14 protein-coding genes and 1 pseudogene are annotated in these 16,232 nt (G+C 59.7%); 2 read left to right on the top strand and 13 right to left on the bottom strand.

Features of this window, described 5'->3' with window-relative positions:
• Positions 1 to 131: 131 nt before the first annotated feature.
• From HFO99_RS02755 to HFO99_RS33240, 12 genes and pseudogenes are all read right to left on the bottom strand, one after another.
• Positions 132 to 560, bottom strand: a complete 429-nt coding sequence (locus HFO99_RS02755) for a YybH family protein (protein ID WP_168281315.1) — start codon at positions 558 to 560, stop codon at positions 132 to 134.
• 137 nt (positions 561 to 697) lie between these two features.
• Positions 698 to 1,351 carry a hypothetical protein gene (locus HFO99_RS02750; RefSeq protein ID WP_222359069.1) on the bottom strand — a complete coding sequence of 218 codons (654 nt, stop codon included), beginning with the start codon at positions 1,349 to 1,351 and terminating at the stop codon, positions 698 to 700.
• A 306-nt stretch (positions 1,352 to 1,657) separates the two neighbouring features.
• Positions 1,658 to 2,593, bottom strand: coding sequence for a dihydrodipicolinate synthase family protein (locus HFO99_RS02745; protein WP_222359067.1), 936 nt, complete (start codon positions 2,591 to 2,593; stop codon positions 1,658 to 1,660).
• A 25-nt stretch (positions 2,594 to 2,618) separates the two neighbouring features.
• Positions 2,619 to 3,572 (bottom strand): ABC transporter ATP-binding protein, encoded by a 954-nt coding sequence (locus HFO99_RS02740; protein WP_222359065.1) that lies wholly within the window; start codon positions 3,570 to 3,572, stop codon positions 2,619 to 2,621.
• On the bottom strand, positions 3,573 to 4,589 hold the full coding sequence (locus HFO99_RS02735) for an ABC transporter ATP-binding protein (protein WP_222359063.1): 1,017 nt from the start codon (positions 4,587 to 4,589) through the stop codon (positions 3,573 to 3,575).
• Between the two features lie 8 nt (positions 4,590 to 4,597).
• The gene (locus HFO99_RS02730; protein WP_222359061.1) at positions 4,598 to 5,515 is read right to left on the bottom strand and encodes a dihydrodipicolinate synthase family protein; all 918 of its coding nucleotides are present in this window, start codon (positions 5,513 to 5,515) and stop codon (positions 4,598 to 4,600) included.
• 18 nt (positions 5,516 to 5,533) lie between these two features.
• Positions 5,534 to 6,412, bottom strand: a complete 879-nt coding sequence (locus HFO99_RS02725; protein WP_222359059.1) for an ABC transporter permease — start codon at positions 6,410 to 6,412, stop codon at positions 5,534 to 5,536.
• Positions 6,413 to 6,414: 2 nt separating this feature from the next.
• Entirely contained in the window at positions 6,415 to 7,374 is a 960-nt protein-coding gene (locus HFO99_RS02720) for an ABC transporter permease (protein WP_222359057.1), read from the bottom strand.
• Positions 7,375 to 7,431: 57 nt separating this feature from the next.
• Positions 7,432 to 9,030, bottom strand: coding sequence for an ABC transporter substrate-binding protein (locus HFO99_RS02715; RefSeq protein WP_222359055.1), 1,599 nt, complete (start codon positions 9,028 to 9,030; stop codon positions 7,432 to 7,434).
• Positions 9,014 to 9,757: a FadR/GntR family transcriptional regulator gene (locus HFO99_RS02710; protein ID WP_222359053.1), complete on the bottom strand. Its 744-nt coding sequence runs from the start codon at positions 9,755 to 9,757 to the stop codon at positions 9,014 to 9,016. Before HFO99_RS02710 ends, HFO99_RS02715 begins: the two co-directional genes overlap by 17 nt.
• Before the next feature lie 146 nt (positions 9,758 to 9,903).
• Entirely contained in the window at positions 9,904 to 11,190 is a 1,287-nt protein-coding gene (locus HFO99_RS02705; protein ID WP_409994924.1) for a GGDEF domain-containing protein, read from the bottom strand.
• 294 nt (positions 11,191 to 11,484) lie between these two features.
• A pseudogene (locus tag HFO99_RS33240) lies at positions 11,485 to 11,583 on the bottom strand (DUF982 domain-containing protein); the annotation flags it as partial.
• Between the two features lie 200 nt (positions 11,584 to 11,783).
• Between HFO99_RS33240 and HFO99_RS02700 the strand changes: the two are divergent.
• The gene (locus HFO99_RS02700) at positions 11,784 to 13,745 is read left to right on the top strand and encodes an elongation factor G (RefSeq protein WP_222359255.1); all 1,962 of its coding nucleotides are present in this window, start codon (positions 11,784 to 11,786) and stop codon (positions 13,743 to 13,745) included.
• Between the two features lie 649 nt (positions 13,746 to 14,394).
• Positions 14,395 to 15,618, top strand: coding sequence for an ATP-binding protein (locus tag HFO99_RS02695; protein WP_222359253.1), 1,224 nt, complete (start codon positions 14,395 to 14,397; stop codon positions 15,616 to 15,618).
• 194 nt (positions 15,619 to 15,812) lie between these two features.
• Here HFO99_RS02695 and HFO99_RS02690 read toward each other — a convergent pair whose 3' ends face one another.
• A complete protein-coding gene (locus HFO99_RS02690) occupies positions 15,813 to 16,151 on the bottom strand; it encodes an NAD(P)-dependent oxidoreductase (protein WP_261322977.1) in 339 nt (112 codons plus the stop codon).
• Positions 16,152 to 16,232 lie beyond the last annotated feature (81 nt).

The following is a 16,232-nucleotide window of genomic DNA, read 5'->3' as shown; positions in this document are numbered from 1 at the left end:
TTCTCATCAAGATCTGCGCGTCCATGAACGTGCAGATGCCTCGCTCCAGATCGAATTCGGCGTTGATATCGCTTTGCATTAAGCAGAAAGATGGCAGCATCGTATTAGCGTCGTCTTCTCGATCGAAGATGTCAGGGGGTAAGGTCCATGAGCACCGTTCCGCTCCTGAAATCGACGGGCAAAGAGATATGTTCGTGCGTGATCAGCCATTTGCTGTTTGCGCGTTGGCAGCAGACGGTCGAACGCAGCCAAAATTCCTGCGGTCCCGACAAGTTGGTGTTGCCCTTGTCCTGGTGAAGCATATGCGCAAAGGCGACATCGGCGTTTATGGCGATGTTCAAATCGCGGGTTTCCAAGCCGATCGGGCCTTCGTATTCATTGAACCACCGCACAAAATTACTCCGGACCGCCTCAGATCCGATAAAGCGGAGAGGTGGCACGACATCGAAATACACAATCTCGGGAGAATAGAGCGACATGAGCCGATCGATGTCCTTTGTCCGGCATGCCTCGACTCGACTGTCCAAAAGCGCTCTGAACTCGAATTCTGCTGAAGCCATTGCGCACTCCATGCGTGTGAACTGACCAAGAGACCCTCTCTTTGATGGATCGGCGGATGGGCGCATGTGTTTCGTCACGAACGCCGATTGCTGTTCAAAGTTCCCGCAATTCCTTCGCCCGGACGGCCGCTAGGATGTCATTCCCCGGCTTCCCCCGGGAACAACGTCTTCAATCTGTGCTCGGCCGCTGCCCAAGCTCGAACGTGATAGCGCCGCAGAAGCAAGACGCTTAGAGCGAAGACAGAAACTCCGGAAACCACGCCGGGAGCCACCCCTGCATGGATGAGCGATGTGACCGCTATGCCTGTGAAGACGCCTGCGATTGCGCCATTGATCGTGCTTACCATTCCGGCCGTCGTTACGAAGAACTGCCACGGCGACGGCCTCAATCCCTTGTCGACGAGCACGGCCGAGCGATCATCGTGGGTGGAATGAATGAGGTACTTCCGCATGGCGGGCGCTAACTCGGCATAATAATGCCGGATCCGGGCCATGCCGCGGGCGTGCACCATGTCTTCGATGGCGACCTGCACAGTGCGCACGAAAGTGACAAGTCCGATGAAGAAGAGGCAGGGCAGCAGGATCAGGCTGAACAGCACGAAAGGCGTGCCCATCTGAGTGACTTGCGCGACGAAGGCCAGAGCGATCGTGCCGCTCGAAACCGATGTCAGGAACAGATTGGCGCGCTGATTGGCCTCCTGAATCGTGGCTGCGCGGGCAGTCTGCAGCACGAAATGCTCTGTTGTCATGCACTGCAGGATTTGCTTTGCACCATTGCTATCATCCGCCATCGCATCCTCCTTGCGCGGGCTCAGCAATTACCCCATCAAAATCGACTGCGACTCGGCGTGTCGCGTTCGTTTGCACCTCAATCTCACGCCAAATCGCTCCGGGAGCCGCCCAAACCGTACGGCTTTCGACGGGAAGCCGAGAGCTGTCGCGACCTTATCTTTTGCCGCATATCTTGGGAGAACGCCGAGAGCCCCAATGTGTTGCGACTGGCCTGGGAGATTGCCATGTCGGGATAATTCTCGTTTCTGCTAGCCAACGAAGTTGATTTCGTAACCAAGCCCAGGCGCAGATTGCTCTCAGCAAACTCAGGGGAAAAGATCGGGGAGTTCGGAGCGTGCAATGCGTCGCAACCTGACCGCTTCCGCCATGTCTATCGAGCGATAAGGAAATCGCAAACGGGTGCCCACCGGTCCCCAATTGCCGATCGCACTCAAAAGTTTGTCGAGAGCGGCGTTCGAATAGCCAAATTCCCGGCGAAAGGGGACGATATGCGCGTCCATAAACGTGCAGATGCGTCGCTCCAGATCGAGTGCCGCGTCGATATCGTTTCGCATCGAGATAGTCCAGATCTGAGCGCCGCGGGGACTAAGGCAGGCCACGTTGGAAAACGAGCCTGCTGCCACACCTTCCCTAGTACCGGTTGCGAGATGATGGCCGGGGACGAAGAGCGAATGCCCGGAGAGATACAGGCGTGCCTCGGCATACCAGCAGGCGTCGCCATCGGCGAGTTTGATGCCGATCACCTCAGGCACCGTCGCACAGACCATGCCGAGCTCCCTTGGCGCCAGCACCCGTTTTGCATGCGGCGGATTGTAGAGGATGAGCGGAATGCCGTCGGCAGCCTCAGCCGCTCGTTTCAGCAAATCGATCGCTTCGGCATCGGTAAGCGGCCACCAGTCCGGCAATATGACCTGAATGGCGTGGGGATCGAGTGCGGCGGCGCGGCGGACGCGATTGAGCATGATCAGCGGGTCGGGCTGGCAGGCGCCGATGACGAATGGGGTTGAAGATGCCTTGCAGCGCTCGGCCAGCATTGCCTGGATCCTGTCGAACTCCGCCTCCGTCTGATTGTGGAATTCGCCGGCAGTGCCATTTGAGTAAATACCATCGACGCCGGCATCGATGAGGATGTCGATCTCTTCACCGAGCTTGTCGAATTCGATGCTGTCATCGGGCGCGATCGGCAGAAGCAGGCTCGCCCAATTTCCGCCAATGGCGGGACGCGGCGTCTTCGCATTCATCTCTTGTTTCTCCGATGGATGACGGTCAGTTGAGGTCGTCGCGGATGCAGGCCTTGAAGTGGCCGGGAGCGATTTCCCGCAGTTGCGGAACGGCGCCGGCGCAGGCCTCCAGCGCGCTCGGACAGCGCGTGCGAAAAACACATCCGCTCGGCGGATTGGCCGGACTTGGAATATCGCCTTTCAGGATCTGCCTGTTGCGGCGGGCATCCGGATCGGGCGACGGAATCGCCGAGAGCAGCGCGCGCGTATAGGGATGCTGCGGTCTCGCATAGAGATCGGCACTTGGTGCGATTTCCATAATGCGGCCGAGATAGAGCACGATCACCCGGTCGCAGATATATTCGACGACGGCAAGGTCATGCGAGATGAACAGCATGGTCAGGCCAAGCTGCTGCTGCAGGTCGCGCAGCAGGTTGATCACCTGCGCCTGGATCGACACGTCGAGCGCCGAGACCGGCTCGTCGGCGACGATGAATTCTGGCGATAATGTCAACGCCCGGGCAATGCCGATGCGCTGGCGCTGGCCACCGGAAAATTCATGCGCGTACCGATTGATCGCATCGGCGGGCAGGTCGACCTTTGCCAAGGCCGACTGCGCCCGTTCGAGCCTGTCACGGGCGATGCCGATCCCTTGGATCTTCAGGCCTTCCGTCAGGATCTCGCCGATCGTCATGCGCGGCGACAGGCTGGCGAAGGGGTCCTGGAAAATATACTGCATGCGCGGCCGTTGCCGTCTGAGCGCGGAGGCGGAAAGTGCCGTGAGTTCCGTCCCGTCGAAACGGACGCTGCCGGACGACGGCTCGACGAGGCGAAGGACGGAACGCCCGATCGTGGTCTTTCCGCTGCCGGATTCGCCGACAAGCCCGACGACTTCACCCTTGCCGATATCGAAGGAGATGCCCTCAAGAATGTTCAGCCGCGTGCCCCGGGAGGTATAATGTTTCGAAAGGTCGCGGACGGAAAGCAGCGGTGCGCTCATCTAGATCTCCTGCCATCTGATGCAGCGGCTGCGGTGCTGCGGATTGACCTGTTCGAGCGCGGGAACCGCGACGCGACAGGCCTCGATCGCGAATTTGCAGCGCGGGGAAAAGGCGCAGCCGCTCGGCATGTTCATCAGGCTCGGGACCATTCCGGGAATGGCGGCGAGCTTTTCGCCGGCCTGTTTCATCCGCGCGGCATCGCCAAGGCGCGGCATGGAGGCGAGAAGGCCCATCGTGTAGGGATGCTTGGGATTGCGGAAAACCTCGCCGACCGGCCCTTCTTCGACGATCCGGCCGGCATACATCACCGCCACGCGATGGGCGATTTCGGCGACGACGCCGAGATTGTGGGTGACAAAGAGCATCGCCATGCCGCGCTCGCGCTGCAGTTTGAGGAGCAGGTCGAGAATCTGCGCCTGGATCGTCACGTCGAGCGCCGTGGTCGGCTCGTCGGCAATCAGCAGCGCCGGATCGCAGGCGAGCGCCATGGCGATCGTCGCACGCTGCCGCATGCCGCCCGACAGTTCGTGCGGATATTGGCCGGCGCGGCGTCGGGCATCCGGTATGCCGACGCTTTCAAGCAGCGCCACGGCTGCGTTCATCGCCGCCTTGCGGTCGGCGCCACGATGGATGCGGATCGGCTCGGCGATCTGGGCGCCGATGGTGAAGACGGGATTGAGGCTCGACATCGGCTCCTGGAATATCATGCCGATGTCGTCGCCCCGGATCCTGCGCATGCTCTCGTCGTCGAGGGAGACCAGATCTCTGACCACGCCGTCGCTGGTCGCAAGGCGGATGCTGCCTGCGGCGATCACGCCGATGTTGCGGGTGAGCAGCCGCATGACCGACAGGCTGGTGACAGACTTGCCCGAGCCGGATTCGCCGACGAGCGCAAGCGTCTCGCCGGCAGCAACGGTCAGGTCGATATTGTTGACCGCCGTGATCTCGCCGCCGCGGATGCGGAAGATCGTTCGCAATCCCCTGATGTCGAGTACGGGTTCGGCGGTCTGTTCCATCAGCCGGCTCAGTTCAGCAGGCCGGTAACACGCAGGATCTCGTCGATCCGCGCTGTTTCGGCATCGTTGAGGGAGGCACGCGGCCGCGGCATGACGGCGGAATCGATGATGCCGAGGCTGCGCATGGCGGTCTTGAAGGCGCCGATGCCGGCTGCGCCGCCGCTGACACGGCCCTGCGCGACCCAGACGATTTCGAACAGGCGGCAGAGACGCTCCTGCTCCTTCTTCGCGGCAACCCAGTCGCCGCGCTGGGCAGCATCCCAAAGGCGGACATAGCCGTGCGGATCGACATTGGCGATACCGGGAACGACGCCGTGGGCGCCCATCAGCAGGGCGGTGTCGACGACAATCTCGGAGCCGGTCATCAGGAAGATGTCCTTGTGTTCGGCAAGGTCGAGGAGCGCATAGCGGAAGTTGCCGTCGTCGCCGCTGGAATCCTTGAGGCCGATTATCGCGCCTTCCCTGGCAAGCGTGACGATGGTCTGGCGCTGCAGCTTGACGTGCACGCAGACGGGAATGTCGTAGGCGACCAGGGGAACATCCACCGCGTCGCGGATATAACGGAAGTGGTCGAGGATCTCGGACTGGCTAGTGACTGTATAGAATGGCGCCGTCACCACGACCGCATCGGCGCCGGCGGCCTTTGCCACCTTCGCATGGGCGATGACGCGATCGGTGGTCGGATCGATGACGCCGACGATGAGCGGCACGCGGCCATTCACCACTCTGGCCGAATGTTCGATGATTTCCCGCCGGGTCTTTTCGTCATGGAAGATCACCTCGCTCGTCGAGCCGAGCACGAATACGCCATGGCAACCGGCATCGATCAGATGCTCGAGCACGCGCGTGTAGGACGGATAGTCGATGGTGAGATCCGGATTGAGCGGTGTTACGACAGGGGGGACGACACCCTTGAATTTGGTCATTTTCGCTTCTTTCGATTGTCAGTTCAGTTCGGCACGCGGGTCGAAGGCATCTCTGAGGCCATCGCCAATGAAGTTGATTGCCAGGACGGCGAGGATCAGCGCGGCGCCGGGGAAGAGCCATTGCCACGGATATTGTTCGAGCACGGCGGTCGAGCGGGCCGCGTTCAGCATGTTGCCCCAGCTTGCCGCCGGCGGGGCGATGCCGAGACCGAGAAAGGACAGGCCGGCCTCGAGCAGGATGGCATTGGCAATCTGCAGCGTTGCATAGACCACCAGGATATCGATCGAGTTCGGCAGGCCGTGGCGAAAGAGCAGATGTCCGATGCCGGCGCCCATGCCGCGGGCGGCCATGACGAAGTCGCGTTCACGCAGTTCCAGCAGCCGCGAGCGGATCATGCGCGCAAGCAGCGGCCAGGAGAGCAGCGAGATGACGAGCACGGTCGGCCAGATGCCGGTGCCGGCGATCGAGGCGAGCACAAGCAGGAAGATGACGGGCGGAAGGGTCATCACCAGATCGACGAAGCGCATCGAGACGGCGTCCGTCCAGCGTCCGGCAAGCGCCGATATCGCCCCGAAAAGAAACCCGATGACCGCGGAAAGCGCGGTCGACGCGACGGCGACCAGCAGCGAGATCCGGCCGCCTTCGAGCACGCGGGCGAAGACGTCGCGGCCGACGCCGTCGGCTCCGAACCAGTGCGTTGCCGTCGGGCCGCTATTCATCGCCAGAAGGTCGATGTCGTTCGGCCGGAAAGCCCACCATAGCGGATAAGAGAGGATCAGCAGCAGCATTGGAACGGCAATGCAGACGCCGGCAACAGCTGCGCGGTTGAGCAGAAACCGACTGAAGGCGCGGGCAAGTGGTCCGGGGCTGTGACGTTCGGAAGAGCGTGCCAGCATGATCAGCCCACCTTGATGCGCGGGTCGACGACCGCATAGGTAATATCGGTCAGAAGATTGACGACGATAACGCAGGTGCCGATGACGAGCGTCGCCCCCATGATGACGGGGTAGTCGCGGGTCTGCACGGCATCGACGAGCAATAGCCCCATGCCCGGCCAGTTGAAAACGCTCTCGATGAAGATGGCGCCGCCGATGGCAAGTCCCATGGTGGAGCCGATCAGCGTCACGATCGGAAGAAGCGCATTGCGCAAGGCATGCTTGCTGATGACCCAGAACTCGCGAACACCTTTGGCGCGGGCGGTGCGCACGTAATCCTGGTTCAGGACTTCGAGCAGCGAAGCGCGCATGTAGCGCATGATCAATGCGGCTTGCGCGACAGACAGAAGTGCCGCCGGCAGGATCAGATGGTGGAGGAGATCGCCCACCGAGAATTCCTCGCCCGGCGTCAGCATGCCGCCTGATGGCATCCATTGCAGGCGGACGGAGAAAATATAAAGGCCGATCAGCGCGCTGAGGAAGGCCGGACTTGAAATGCCGGCAAGCGCAACCACCGACAATGAGAGATCGGCCAGCGAATTGCGGCGGACGGCGCCGATCACCCCGAAAGTGATGCCTGTGACGATGGCAAAGACAAGTGCCGTGCCCATCAACAGCACTGTCGGGCCAATCCGTGACAGCACCAGGCCCAGAACCGGCTGATCGAGACGCTTGATCGAATAGCCGAGATTGCCGGTCAGCGCCTGCTGCAACCAGCCGAGATACTGCACGGGCAAAGGTTGATCGAGCCCGAGGCTTCGGCGCAGATCGGCAAGGTCTGACGGCGACATCGGCAGGTTCGGATCGATATAGGCATCGATCGGATCGCCGGGCGTCAGGCGCAGCAACAGGAAGATCAGCATGCTCAGCGCGACGAGCATGCCTATCCCTATAACCAGACGTCTGAGACTGTATTGGAACATGGTTCATCCGTCTTGTCAGGGTGGCCGAAGCCACCCTCAAGCCTTTGCGAAAAACGCCTATTCGGCGATCGACCATTTCTGCGGGTTGGCCTGGTAGGGGCCGCCGCCCGGCGCCGGCGTCCAGACGAAATTCTTCACCTTGGTCGAGACGATGCCGTAGCGGTTTGCCACCCAAAGCGTCGCCCAGGGAAGGTTCGCATTCATCACCTTGCAGACGTCCTGGTAGGCGGCATCCCGCTTGGTGCTATCAGGCTCGGCCAAGGCACTATCGAGCGCCTTGGTGAGGTCAGGCATGCGAACCCTGGCGACATTCGGTCCGGCCGGAGGGATCTGCTTCTCGTTGAGGCCGACATTGATGCTTCCGGCATCCGGCCCGTTCTGCAGCCCGGCATAAACCAACTGGAACTGAGAAATATCCGGTGCCGCATTGAGCACGATGCTGTTATAGGTCGGGGCATCGACGGCGCGCGGAACGATGTTGATGCCGACCTGGGCAAGCATCGCCTGGACTGCAGCAAGCACGTTGGTGGCCAGCGGCGTGGTATAATAGGTCAGAAGCGTGATCGGCTTTCCGCCATTGATCTGGTCCCAGCCGGCTTCCGTGAGCAGTTGCTTGGCCTTCTCAGGATCGTAGGCATAGCTGTCGATATAAGGGGGTATCAGCTGGTCGGCGACATAGGCGCAGTTGGCGGGCTTCGCCGCACCGCCATAAAGGCTCTGGATGATGGCATCGCGATTGATCGCGTACATCACCGCCTGGCGGACGCGCACATCCTTCCAGAGCGGGGAATCGTGGTTGAAGCCGAGATAGTTGACGACGAAAGAGTTGCCTTCGATGACCTTGAAATCCTTGTTGTCCTTGAAGGTCGGCACATCGTTGGAATCGACATAGGTGAACTGGATTTCACCGGCTCTCAGCGCCGCGATGGCTGCGGCCGGGTTGGCGAAATAGCGATTGATGACGCGTTCCAGTGCGGGTTTGCCAACGCGATAATCGGTGTTTGCGGCAAGTTCGACATATTGATCCGAGACGTATTTGGTGAATTTGAACGGACCGGTGCCGATCGGGGCTGTGGACCACCACGCGTTCTTCGCCAGCTGGTCGGCCGGGATCGAGGAGAGCGCATGCTCGGGCAGCATCATCACCTTGGTCATCGTGTCGGGAAAACTGCTGCTGGGTGCGCTGAGCTTGATGACAACCGTGTGCTCATCCGGCGTCTCGACCGACGATATGCCCTTCAGCCGGGCAGCGAGCACCGAGCCGGTTTTCGCATCCATCGCAAGGCCCATGGTGAACTTTGCGTCCTTGGCGGTGAACGGTTTGCCGTCATGCCATTTGGCGTCCGCCAGCTTGAACGTGTAGGTCATCTGGTCCGGGCTGACCTCGTAGGAGCTTGCCAGCGCGCCGACGACCTTCTGCAGCTTCTCGTCATAGGTGATCAGCGGTTCGTAGTAGACGCTGAGCCAGGTGAAGCCGGCAGTCGCGGCGAGCGGATTGAAGTTGCCCTGGAAGCCTCCGGGGCCGACATCGAAGCCGCCCGACAGCGTGGCTGCCTGAGCCTCAGCTGCAACGCCCGAAACGACAAGAGCCGGAACGGCAGCCGTCGACAGCAGGGCGCCAAGCGCAATAACGGATAATCTAGACAGTCTTTTCATGTGTTCCTCCCACGTTTGAACTTGTCTTGTTGTTGGCAATCACCCGGGCAATGCCTTCGTAGTGACGATCCAGGCGTCGGCGCGCCTCCTCCAGATCTTTTGCCTCGATCGCATCGACGATCGCGGCATGGTCGCGCCACGTCGCCATCGGATCGGCATTTTCAAGATTGACGAAATCCGATGCTTTGTAGAAGGCGAGCCAGAAGACATCGATCAGCCGCACCAGCGTTTCATTGTCCTGGCAGCGAAACAGCAGGCGGTGGAACAGCTGGTCGTCTTCCGCAAAGGTTTCGCCCCGCTCGGCATGGGCGCGCATTCGATTGACGGTGGCGCGCAGCTCGGCAATGTCCTCCTCGCCGATCACGTCGATCGTCTTGCCGATCAATCCCACTTCCAGCGTACGCCGGATTTCGAGGACCTCCTCGATCTGCCGCAGGGCGCCGCCGAGGCCGTAAGCGAGGTTGTCGAGAAGCGGCTCGAAGGAAAAGGCCTTCACGAAGATGCCGACGCCGCGCCGCGTCTCCAGCACGCCGAGCGATTCCAACGCCTTGATGCCTTCCCTCAGCGAATTGCGGCTGACACCGAGCTGGGTGGCAAGCTCTCCTTCCGCCGGAAGCAAGGTTCCGGGCGCTAAGCCGTTATCGTCGATATAGGCGCGCAGACTTTCCTGTACGGAGACATGCAGCAGCGGCGCGCGCATCAGCGGCTTCATCGATTTCAATGTCATGTCCGGTCACTTTCCCGCATCGCCGATAGGAGCAATATTACATATCGACTTGTAGGATATCTGTCAAATGGTCAAGTTGGAAGATCTGACATAGGAGCCAGCTTGCGGCCGTTTAAGGCAGTCGTTTCTTGGATAGCTGAAGGGCCTTAGTCTGAGGCTTGGTCGACTTTTGAGGCATGGACCACCACGCGGTTGCGGCCGGTCTTTTTGGCAAGGTAGAGCGCCGCATCCGCTTGGCGTTGCATGTGCTCTGCTGACACCAGCTCACTGTCTTGTATCATCGTGGCCACTCCAATGCTGACAGTGACATAAGGAACGACGCGGGAGGTAGGGTTTGGAAGAGACGCAGCTTCTACGCGGCTGCGTATCCGCTCAGCCACGACCTTGGCTTCTTGCTCATCTGAGCCTGCGAGAAAGACGAGAAATTCTTCGCCTCCGTACCGGGCGACCTTGTCCCCCTCGTCTCTCATGCTGCTCTGAATGATGCCGGCAACTTTCACCAGGCAGCGGTCGCCCTCGGCATGTCCGAGATTATCGTTGAGACGCTTGAAGTCATCGACATCGCACATCAGCATCGCTGCGCCGCTCGTTCGTTTAAGGTCCTCATTCCAGAAATGATGGAGCGTTTCCATCATCGAACGCCGGTTGGCGACACCCGTCAGCGGATCTGTCCGCGCCAGCAATTCCAGCTGCGAGTTGGCGTCAGTAAGCTCCGCGAGGCGACTTCGATCTCGTAACTCAAGTAAGAAAGTCTTCTGAGCGAAGATGGTTGCGGTGCGTCGGGCAACGACCGTTGCAGCCACACCGCTTGCGAAAAACAGCGTCCCGGCCAGAGCACTCCCCACTTCGATGGCTGGATTGCGCAGTTGAAACACAAGGTAGATACCGAGGGCAGATGCACCGATCGCCATCGCCCAACCGAGTGGAATGGGAAATATGATAATGGCAGTGACGGCCACAAAAAGCATGATGGTCAAATGCCGCTCATAAAATTCCCCACCGGTGCTAACGCCCACCAAGGCGACCGACAGGAGGATCAGAAAAACAGCCGAGAGGAGGAAAACTCCCTGCACCCATAAAGCGTGCGGCCGCAGGAAGGCTATCGCGGCGACAAGAGCCGCGGGGGGAAGGATAGAAGCTGGCCAAAGCATCGACATGACGGTTTCAGTCGGAAGCAAGATCGCGTTGAGGCCTAACGTCAAGACGTCGAGTACGATAACCCAAACCATCCACGCGCGAATGATCTTGGCAGTCCGCGGCCAGGAGCGTTCGCCAAAAAGCCGAGCCAGCTCCCCATCGAGGCGGATATCACGCGTCCGTCCGCCGAGCAGGCGCTCGACTTGCTCGACAATGGCTGGGCTCAACCTCTGAAGAGGTTTCCGCGAAGACGGCCTTACCGGTTTGATAGGAGCTGTGGTTCGCTCGGTATCCATGTGTCGGATCTAGGGAGCAGACGACCGGAGGCAAGACGGTCCGCGAATTCCGCCCGAGAAGACGATATGCTTGTCCTAATGATTTTGGACCAGAGGACAACAGTATGCCGTTGCCGTGTCATATCGGGGCAAAGTCTCATACATGCCAGGCCGAATTCACGGTTCGATTCCTGTCAAGGCGATCAATGTAGCAAAGCAATCTGAGTCGGTTCGCAGCGTGGGCCACCCCAGGCGGCGCGAACAGACCGCTGATGTTCAAAGGTCAAGATGAGTACGATTAGTCGCGCTTCCTCCTCATTGGTGAACCACGGTCAACATAGCAATACCGGCCTCATCGGCCGCACGTAGAAACGTTTCCCGGAATCGCTCCTGAGCAATCTGTTCGGCCGCGGCTGCAAACAATGGCAGTGGTTCGTCGCGCATAGACGTCGATGTCGCAAATTCGTCGATGCGTTCTCAGCCACTGAATGGATCAGCCTCAAATGCAAGTCCAGATCAAGCGTTGTGAAACTGAACACCTCTGGCGCCTTGCAGCGGTTCAGGGCATCCTATGATGGCTGAAAGTTGTGTTTATCGCAGTTGGAGGAATGCCGATGCGCTGCTTTACCGTGCTTGGACCCTCGCAGACCGGAAAATCGACAGTCGTGGAAAAGCTCGGCTCCCTGGAGGGGGCGCCGAGAAAATCCAGCTCCCCTTATGGATTGAACCTCACAGAATTCACCTTTAGAAGCGAGGCGTGGTGTGCGCTGGATGCGCCAGGACCCAATGAAGCGTTAGCGCATGCACAGCACGCGCTTCTTGCCAGCGACGCCTGCATCCTGTGCGTTTCATCGGCACCCGAGGAGGCTGTGCTCGCCGCGCCCTATCTGCACGTAATCGAGGCCTCGGGGACGCCTTGCATCCTCTTCGTCAACCGGATGGACGAACCGAGAGGGCGGCTGAGAGATGTGATCGCAGCGCTTCAAGACTACGCCAACCACACCCTTTTGCTTCGCCAGGTCCCGATCCGCGAGGGGGAAAGGATCGTAGGCAGTTGCGATCTGATTTCGGAACGGGCGTGGCGCTACCGGGAAGGCCAGACTTCGGCGCTGATCGCGATCCCCGAAAGCGCCGCCGAGCGTGAGCACGAAGCGCGCACCGAACTCCTGGAGCACCTGTCCGAATTCGATGATTGGCTTCTCGAGGAACTGATCGAGGACCGCGAGCCGCCCAGCGACGCGCTCTATGCCATTTCATCACGGATTCTCAGGGAAAACAGGATTATTCCAGTCCTGATCGGTGCCGCAAGTCACGGCAACGGCATGATGAGGCTGATGAAGGCGCTTCGCCACGAGGCGCCGCCGATCGGGGTTCTTCGACAGCGCCTGGCTCGTGCGGGCAATGTCGATGAAAACAAGCTGGCCGCCGTGAGCTTCCATGCCTATCATCGCCAGAATGTCGGCAAGACGGTGCTCGTGCGCGCACTTGGCGAGGGACTGCGGCAGGGTGCATCACTGGGCGGCTCCAGCCTCGGCGCCGTACAAAATCTCGCAAACGGGCGCTCCAATTCGGCTGTCGTGCCTGCGCCGGGGGATGTCTTCGCGACGGTCAAGTCGGACCACCTGTCCGTCCCTTCGCTGTTGACCCCCGCCGCGGTGGTCGCCCCGCCTGAGTGGACGGAACCACCCACGCCGATGCTTGAAAGGATCCTAGTTCCGGTCAGCGAGCGCGATGAAAACAAGCTTTCCGAAACGCTGGCAAAACTTTCCGAGACGGATCGCGGTCTCAAAGTCTTGCAGGAGGAAGGCACGGGGGCTCAACTCGTCCGCGCCCAGGGGCCGGTGCATCTGCGCGATCTCTGCCGAACCCTGTCCGACGTGTTTCACATCGACGTAACCGATCGAATGCCCAGCCGGATCTACCGCGAGACAATTGCGAAACCTTCGGAGGTTCATTACCGTCACCGCAAACAGACCGGCGGTGCCGGACAGTTCGCGGATGTGAAGCTGAGCATTCGCCCCAATGAGCGCGGCCGGGGCTTCACCTTTAGCGAAACCGTCAAGGGTGGCGTTGTTCCGCGCAATTACATCCCTGCTGTGGAAGCAGGCGCGCGCGAAGCGATGGAGAAAGGGCCGCTAGGCTTCCAGGTCATCGATGTCGGCGTAACGCTGTTAGATGGTCAGCACCATGCCGTCGACAGTTCGGAACACGCCTTTCGGACTGCGTCGAAAATGGGAGTGCGACAGGCGCTTTCCGAAGGGGCGGCCGTTTTAATGCAACCGGTCTTCCGCAGCGAAATTCACATCCCGTCGGTTTTTTCAGGCAGCCTCGTCCAGATCGTCTCCGCTCTCAAGGGGCAGGTTCTCGGCTTCGACCGGGATGAAACCGCCAAGGGATGGGATATCTTCCGGGCACTCATTCCGGGCGGCGCACTTGACGATCTGGCGCGGGCGCTGCGCTCGGCGACGCAGGGCATTGGTTATTTTTCCAAGGCCTTCGATCATTTTGAGGAGCTATACGGCAAGGAAGCGGACGCCATCGTGAGGGCACACGAGGAACCAGGCGCCGCACACTGAAACGTTCGCGCCACTTCATGCTCGTTAACAGAGCCGGGCTCACGCCCGCTCTTACGTGCCTGGAACGTTTGCAGGTGTAGTAGCACAGGCCCGCGGTTGGGGCTTGCTTCGGGGATGGTGTGCTGGGTACTTGATCAGTTCGCCGATGGCGATCATGTGGAATTCGACCACTAGTATGCGGGCTCAAGTCGTTTGGCAAATCAACCGCGTTGCCGATTGCCAGCAGCTGAAATCCGCCGCCGGCTGGTGCGTTTCTCTCGATGAGTTTCGCTTGATCCCGATGCTGCGTGAATTCGATTTCATATCAGGTATTTGCTCACCTGGTAATGCGTGCCTAAGGTTCGATTCCTTTCACCCGCAATGCATTCCTCCGTTTGTTAGAAGCTGGTCGGCTTGGCAAATTTGCTTTCGCTTCCCTCCTGAACAGGTACCCCTACGTTGAGGATCAGCCAGGTCAGTTCCGGTGACCGCCGCGAAAGCTTCAGCAGCGCCTGCGTGGCCTCTCGCCTGCCTCATGCCGCAATCTGGCATGCTACCCACTTTTTGGTTTCTCGTTTCAATCAGCCGCCATGCGGATTTCAAGTGGTCACGCCTTGACTTTCAATTGGTCATCACCGTAGTTTCAAACAGTCATTCAAGGAATGAAGCTGTGGCGCTGTATCCAAGACTCGTTGAGCAACGCGTTGCCGACGCCATGTCAGACACACGAGTCGTACTGATCGTCGGTCCCCGACAATCAGGGAAAACGACGTTGGCCAAGAAGATGGCCAACAAGGGGATGGAGTATTACACGCTGGACAATGCGACGACCCTGGACGCAGCGCGACAGGATCCAGTTGGTTTTGTAAGAGGCATGGATCGCGCCATCATCGATGAAATTCAGCGCGCTCCCGAGCTGTTGTTGGCCATCAAGGAAAGCGTGGATACCGACCAGCGCCCAGGGCGTTTCCTCCTGACCGGTTCAGCCAATCTAATGACGTTGCCACGCGTGGCAGACTCGCTCGCAGGGCGCATGGAGGTCGTACGATTGCTCCCGCTTGCGCAAAGCGAGATCAGGACAGCCGGCAGCAGCTTCCTGCGCGACGCCTTTCAAAACGAAGCCAAGGCCGGAGAACCAATCGTCGGAGACGACCTGATGGCGGCGGTTCTGGCCGGTGGATATCCCGAGGCATTGGGCCGCAAAACCCTGAGCCGCAGGCAGGACTGGTATGCGGATTATATCCAGGCGATCGTTCAACGCGACGTTCGCGATGTCGCGCAAATCGAGCAGATTGCTCAAATGCCGCGCCTGCTACGCATTCTGGCACAGCATTCGGGACAACTCGTGAACTATTCCGGAATTGGCGCGGCCATCGGTATGAACCACATCACAACGCAAAAATATGTCGGCATCTTCGAGAGCCTGTTCCTCGCTCGAACCGTGCAGCCCTGGTTCTCCAACAAACTGAAACGCCTGACCAAAACACCGAAAATACATTTCCTCGATTCTGGTCTGCTCGCGTCTCTTCGGGACCTCTCTCTCGACCGCCTGCGCGACGACAGGGGTCAGTTCGGAGCGTTGCTAGAGACTTTCGTGTTTGGGGAGATCCTAAAACTCGCCAGCGGCGGGCATACCCGCTTCGAGTTTTCGCATTTTCGTGACAAGCAGCAGAACGAAGTCGATATCGTCATCGAAGACAGAAGAGGGAGGGTTGTCGGTATCGAGATAAAAGCGGCAGCGTCCGTCTCGAGTTCCGATTTTTCCGGATTGAGAATTTTGGCCGAAGCATGCGGAGAACAATTTGTTTCGGGCATTGTCTTGTACGATCATAACAAGGTGATTCCATTCGGCGAACGCCTATCCGCCGTGCCAATTTCGGCGTTGTGGCATTAGCGCCTGGGAAATTCGCTTTAGTCTCCAGACCCGAGCATTCCTGAAAATTCGACGGTGTCGATGAAAATGGGCCCCAGGTTCGATTCCCTTCAAGGCGATCACCCTTCAGTCGGTCGACCGACGCGTGATTTGCGCTTCGGTCAGAGCGGGATAGCAAGCGCCCGACTGGCGTCTGGTTTCCGAATGACGGCGGCTCACGCCGTGACCTGATTTCGCAGCCGGCCCTCGTCGAGCAGGATCTTGACCGTCTGCGCTGCGTTGTGGCGCATCTCGATGGCTGCATGATCGGAGTAAAAGGCGTTGTGTGGCGTTATCACCAGCCGCCCCTCAAGCCACTCATCTCTGTTGCGCCATGCTGTCAGCAGCGGATGATCGCACGGCGGCTCCTGCGCCAATGTGTCGATTGCCGCCGCCGCGAGATGGCCATTTCGCAGTGAGGCTTCGAGCGCATCGAGATCGTCGAGCAGCTCTCCGCGCGCGGTGTTGTCCAGAATGGCTCCTGGCTTCTGTCGGGAAAGTCCCTCCGCGTCCAGAATGCCGCGCGTCTAACCGAGGCGACTTTACCTGAAAGGTCGATGTTCAACTTGCTTCTCATGGAAGGTTGACCGGGCGGC

It is taken from the genome of Rhizobium leguminosarum (assembly GCF_019798305.1).
Taxonomy (GTDB): Bacteria; Pseudomonadota; Alphaproteobacteria; order Rhizobiales; family Rhizobiaceae; genus Rhizobium; species Rhizobium leguminosarum_U.
The sequence above is the reverse complement of the archived record's forward strand: the minus strand, read 5'-3'. Positions and strand labels throughout refer to the sequence as shown.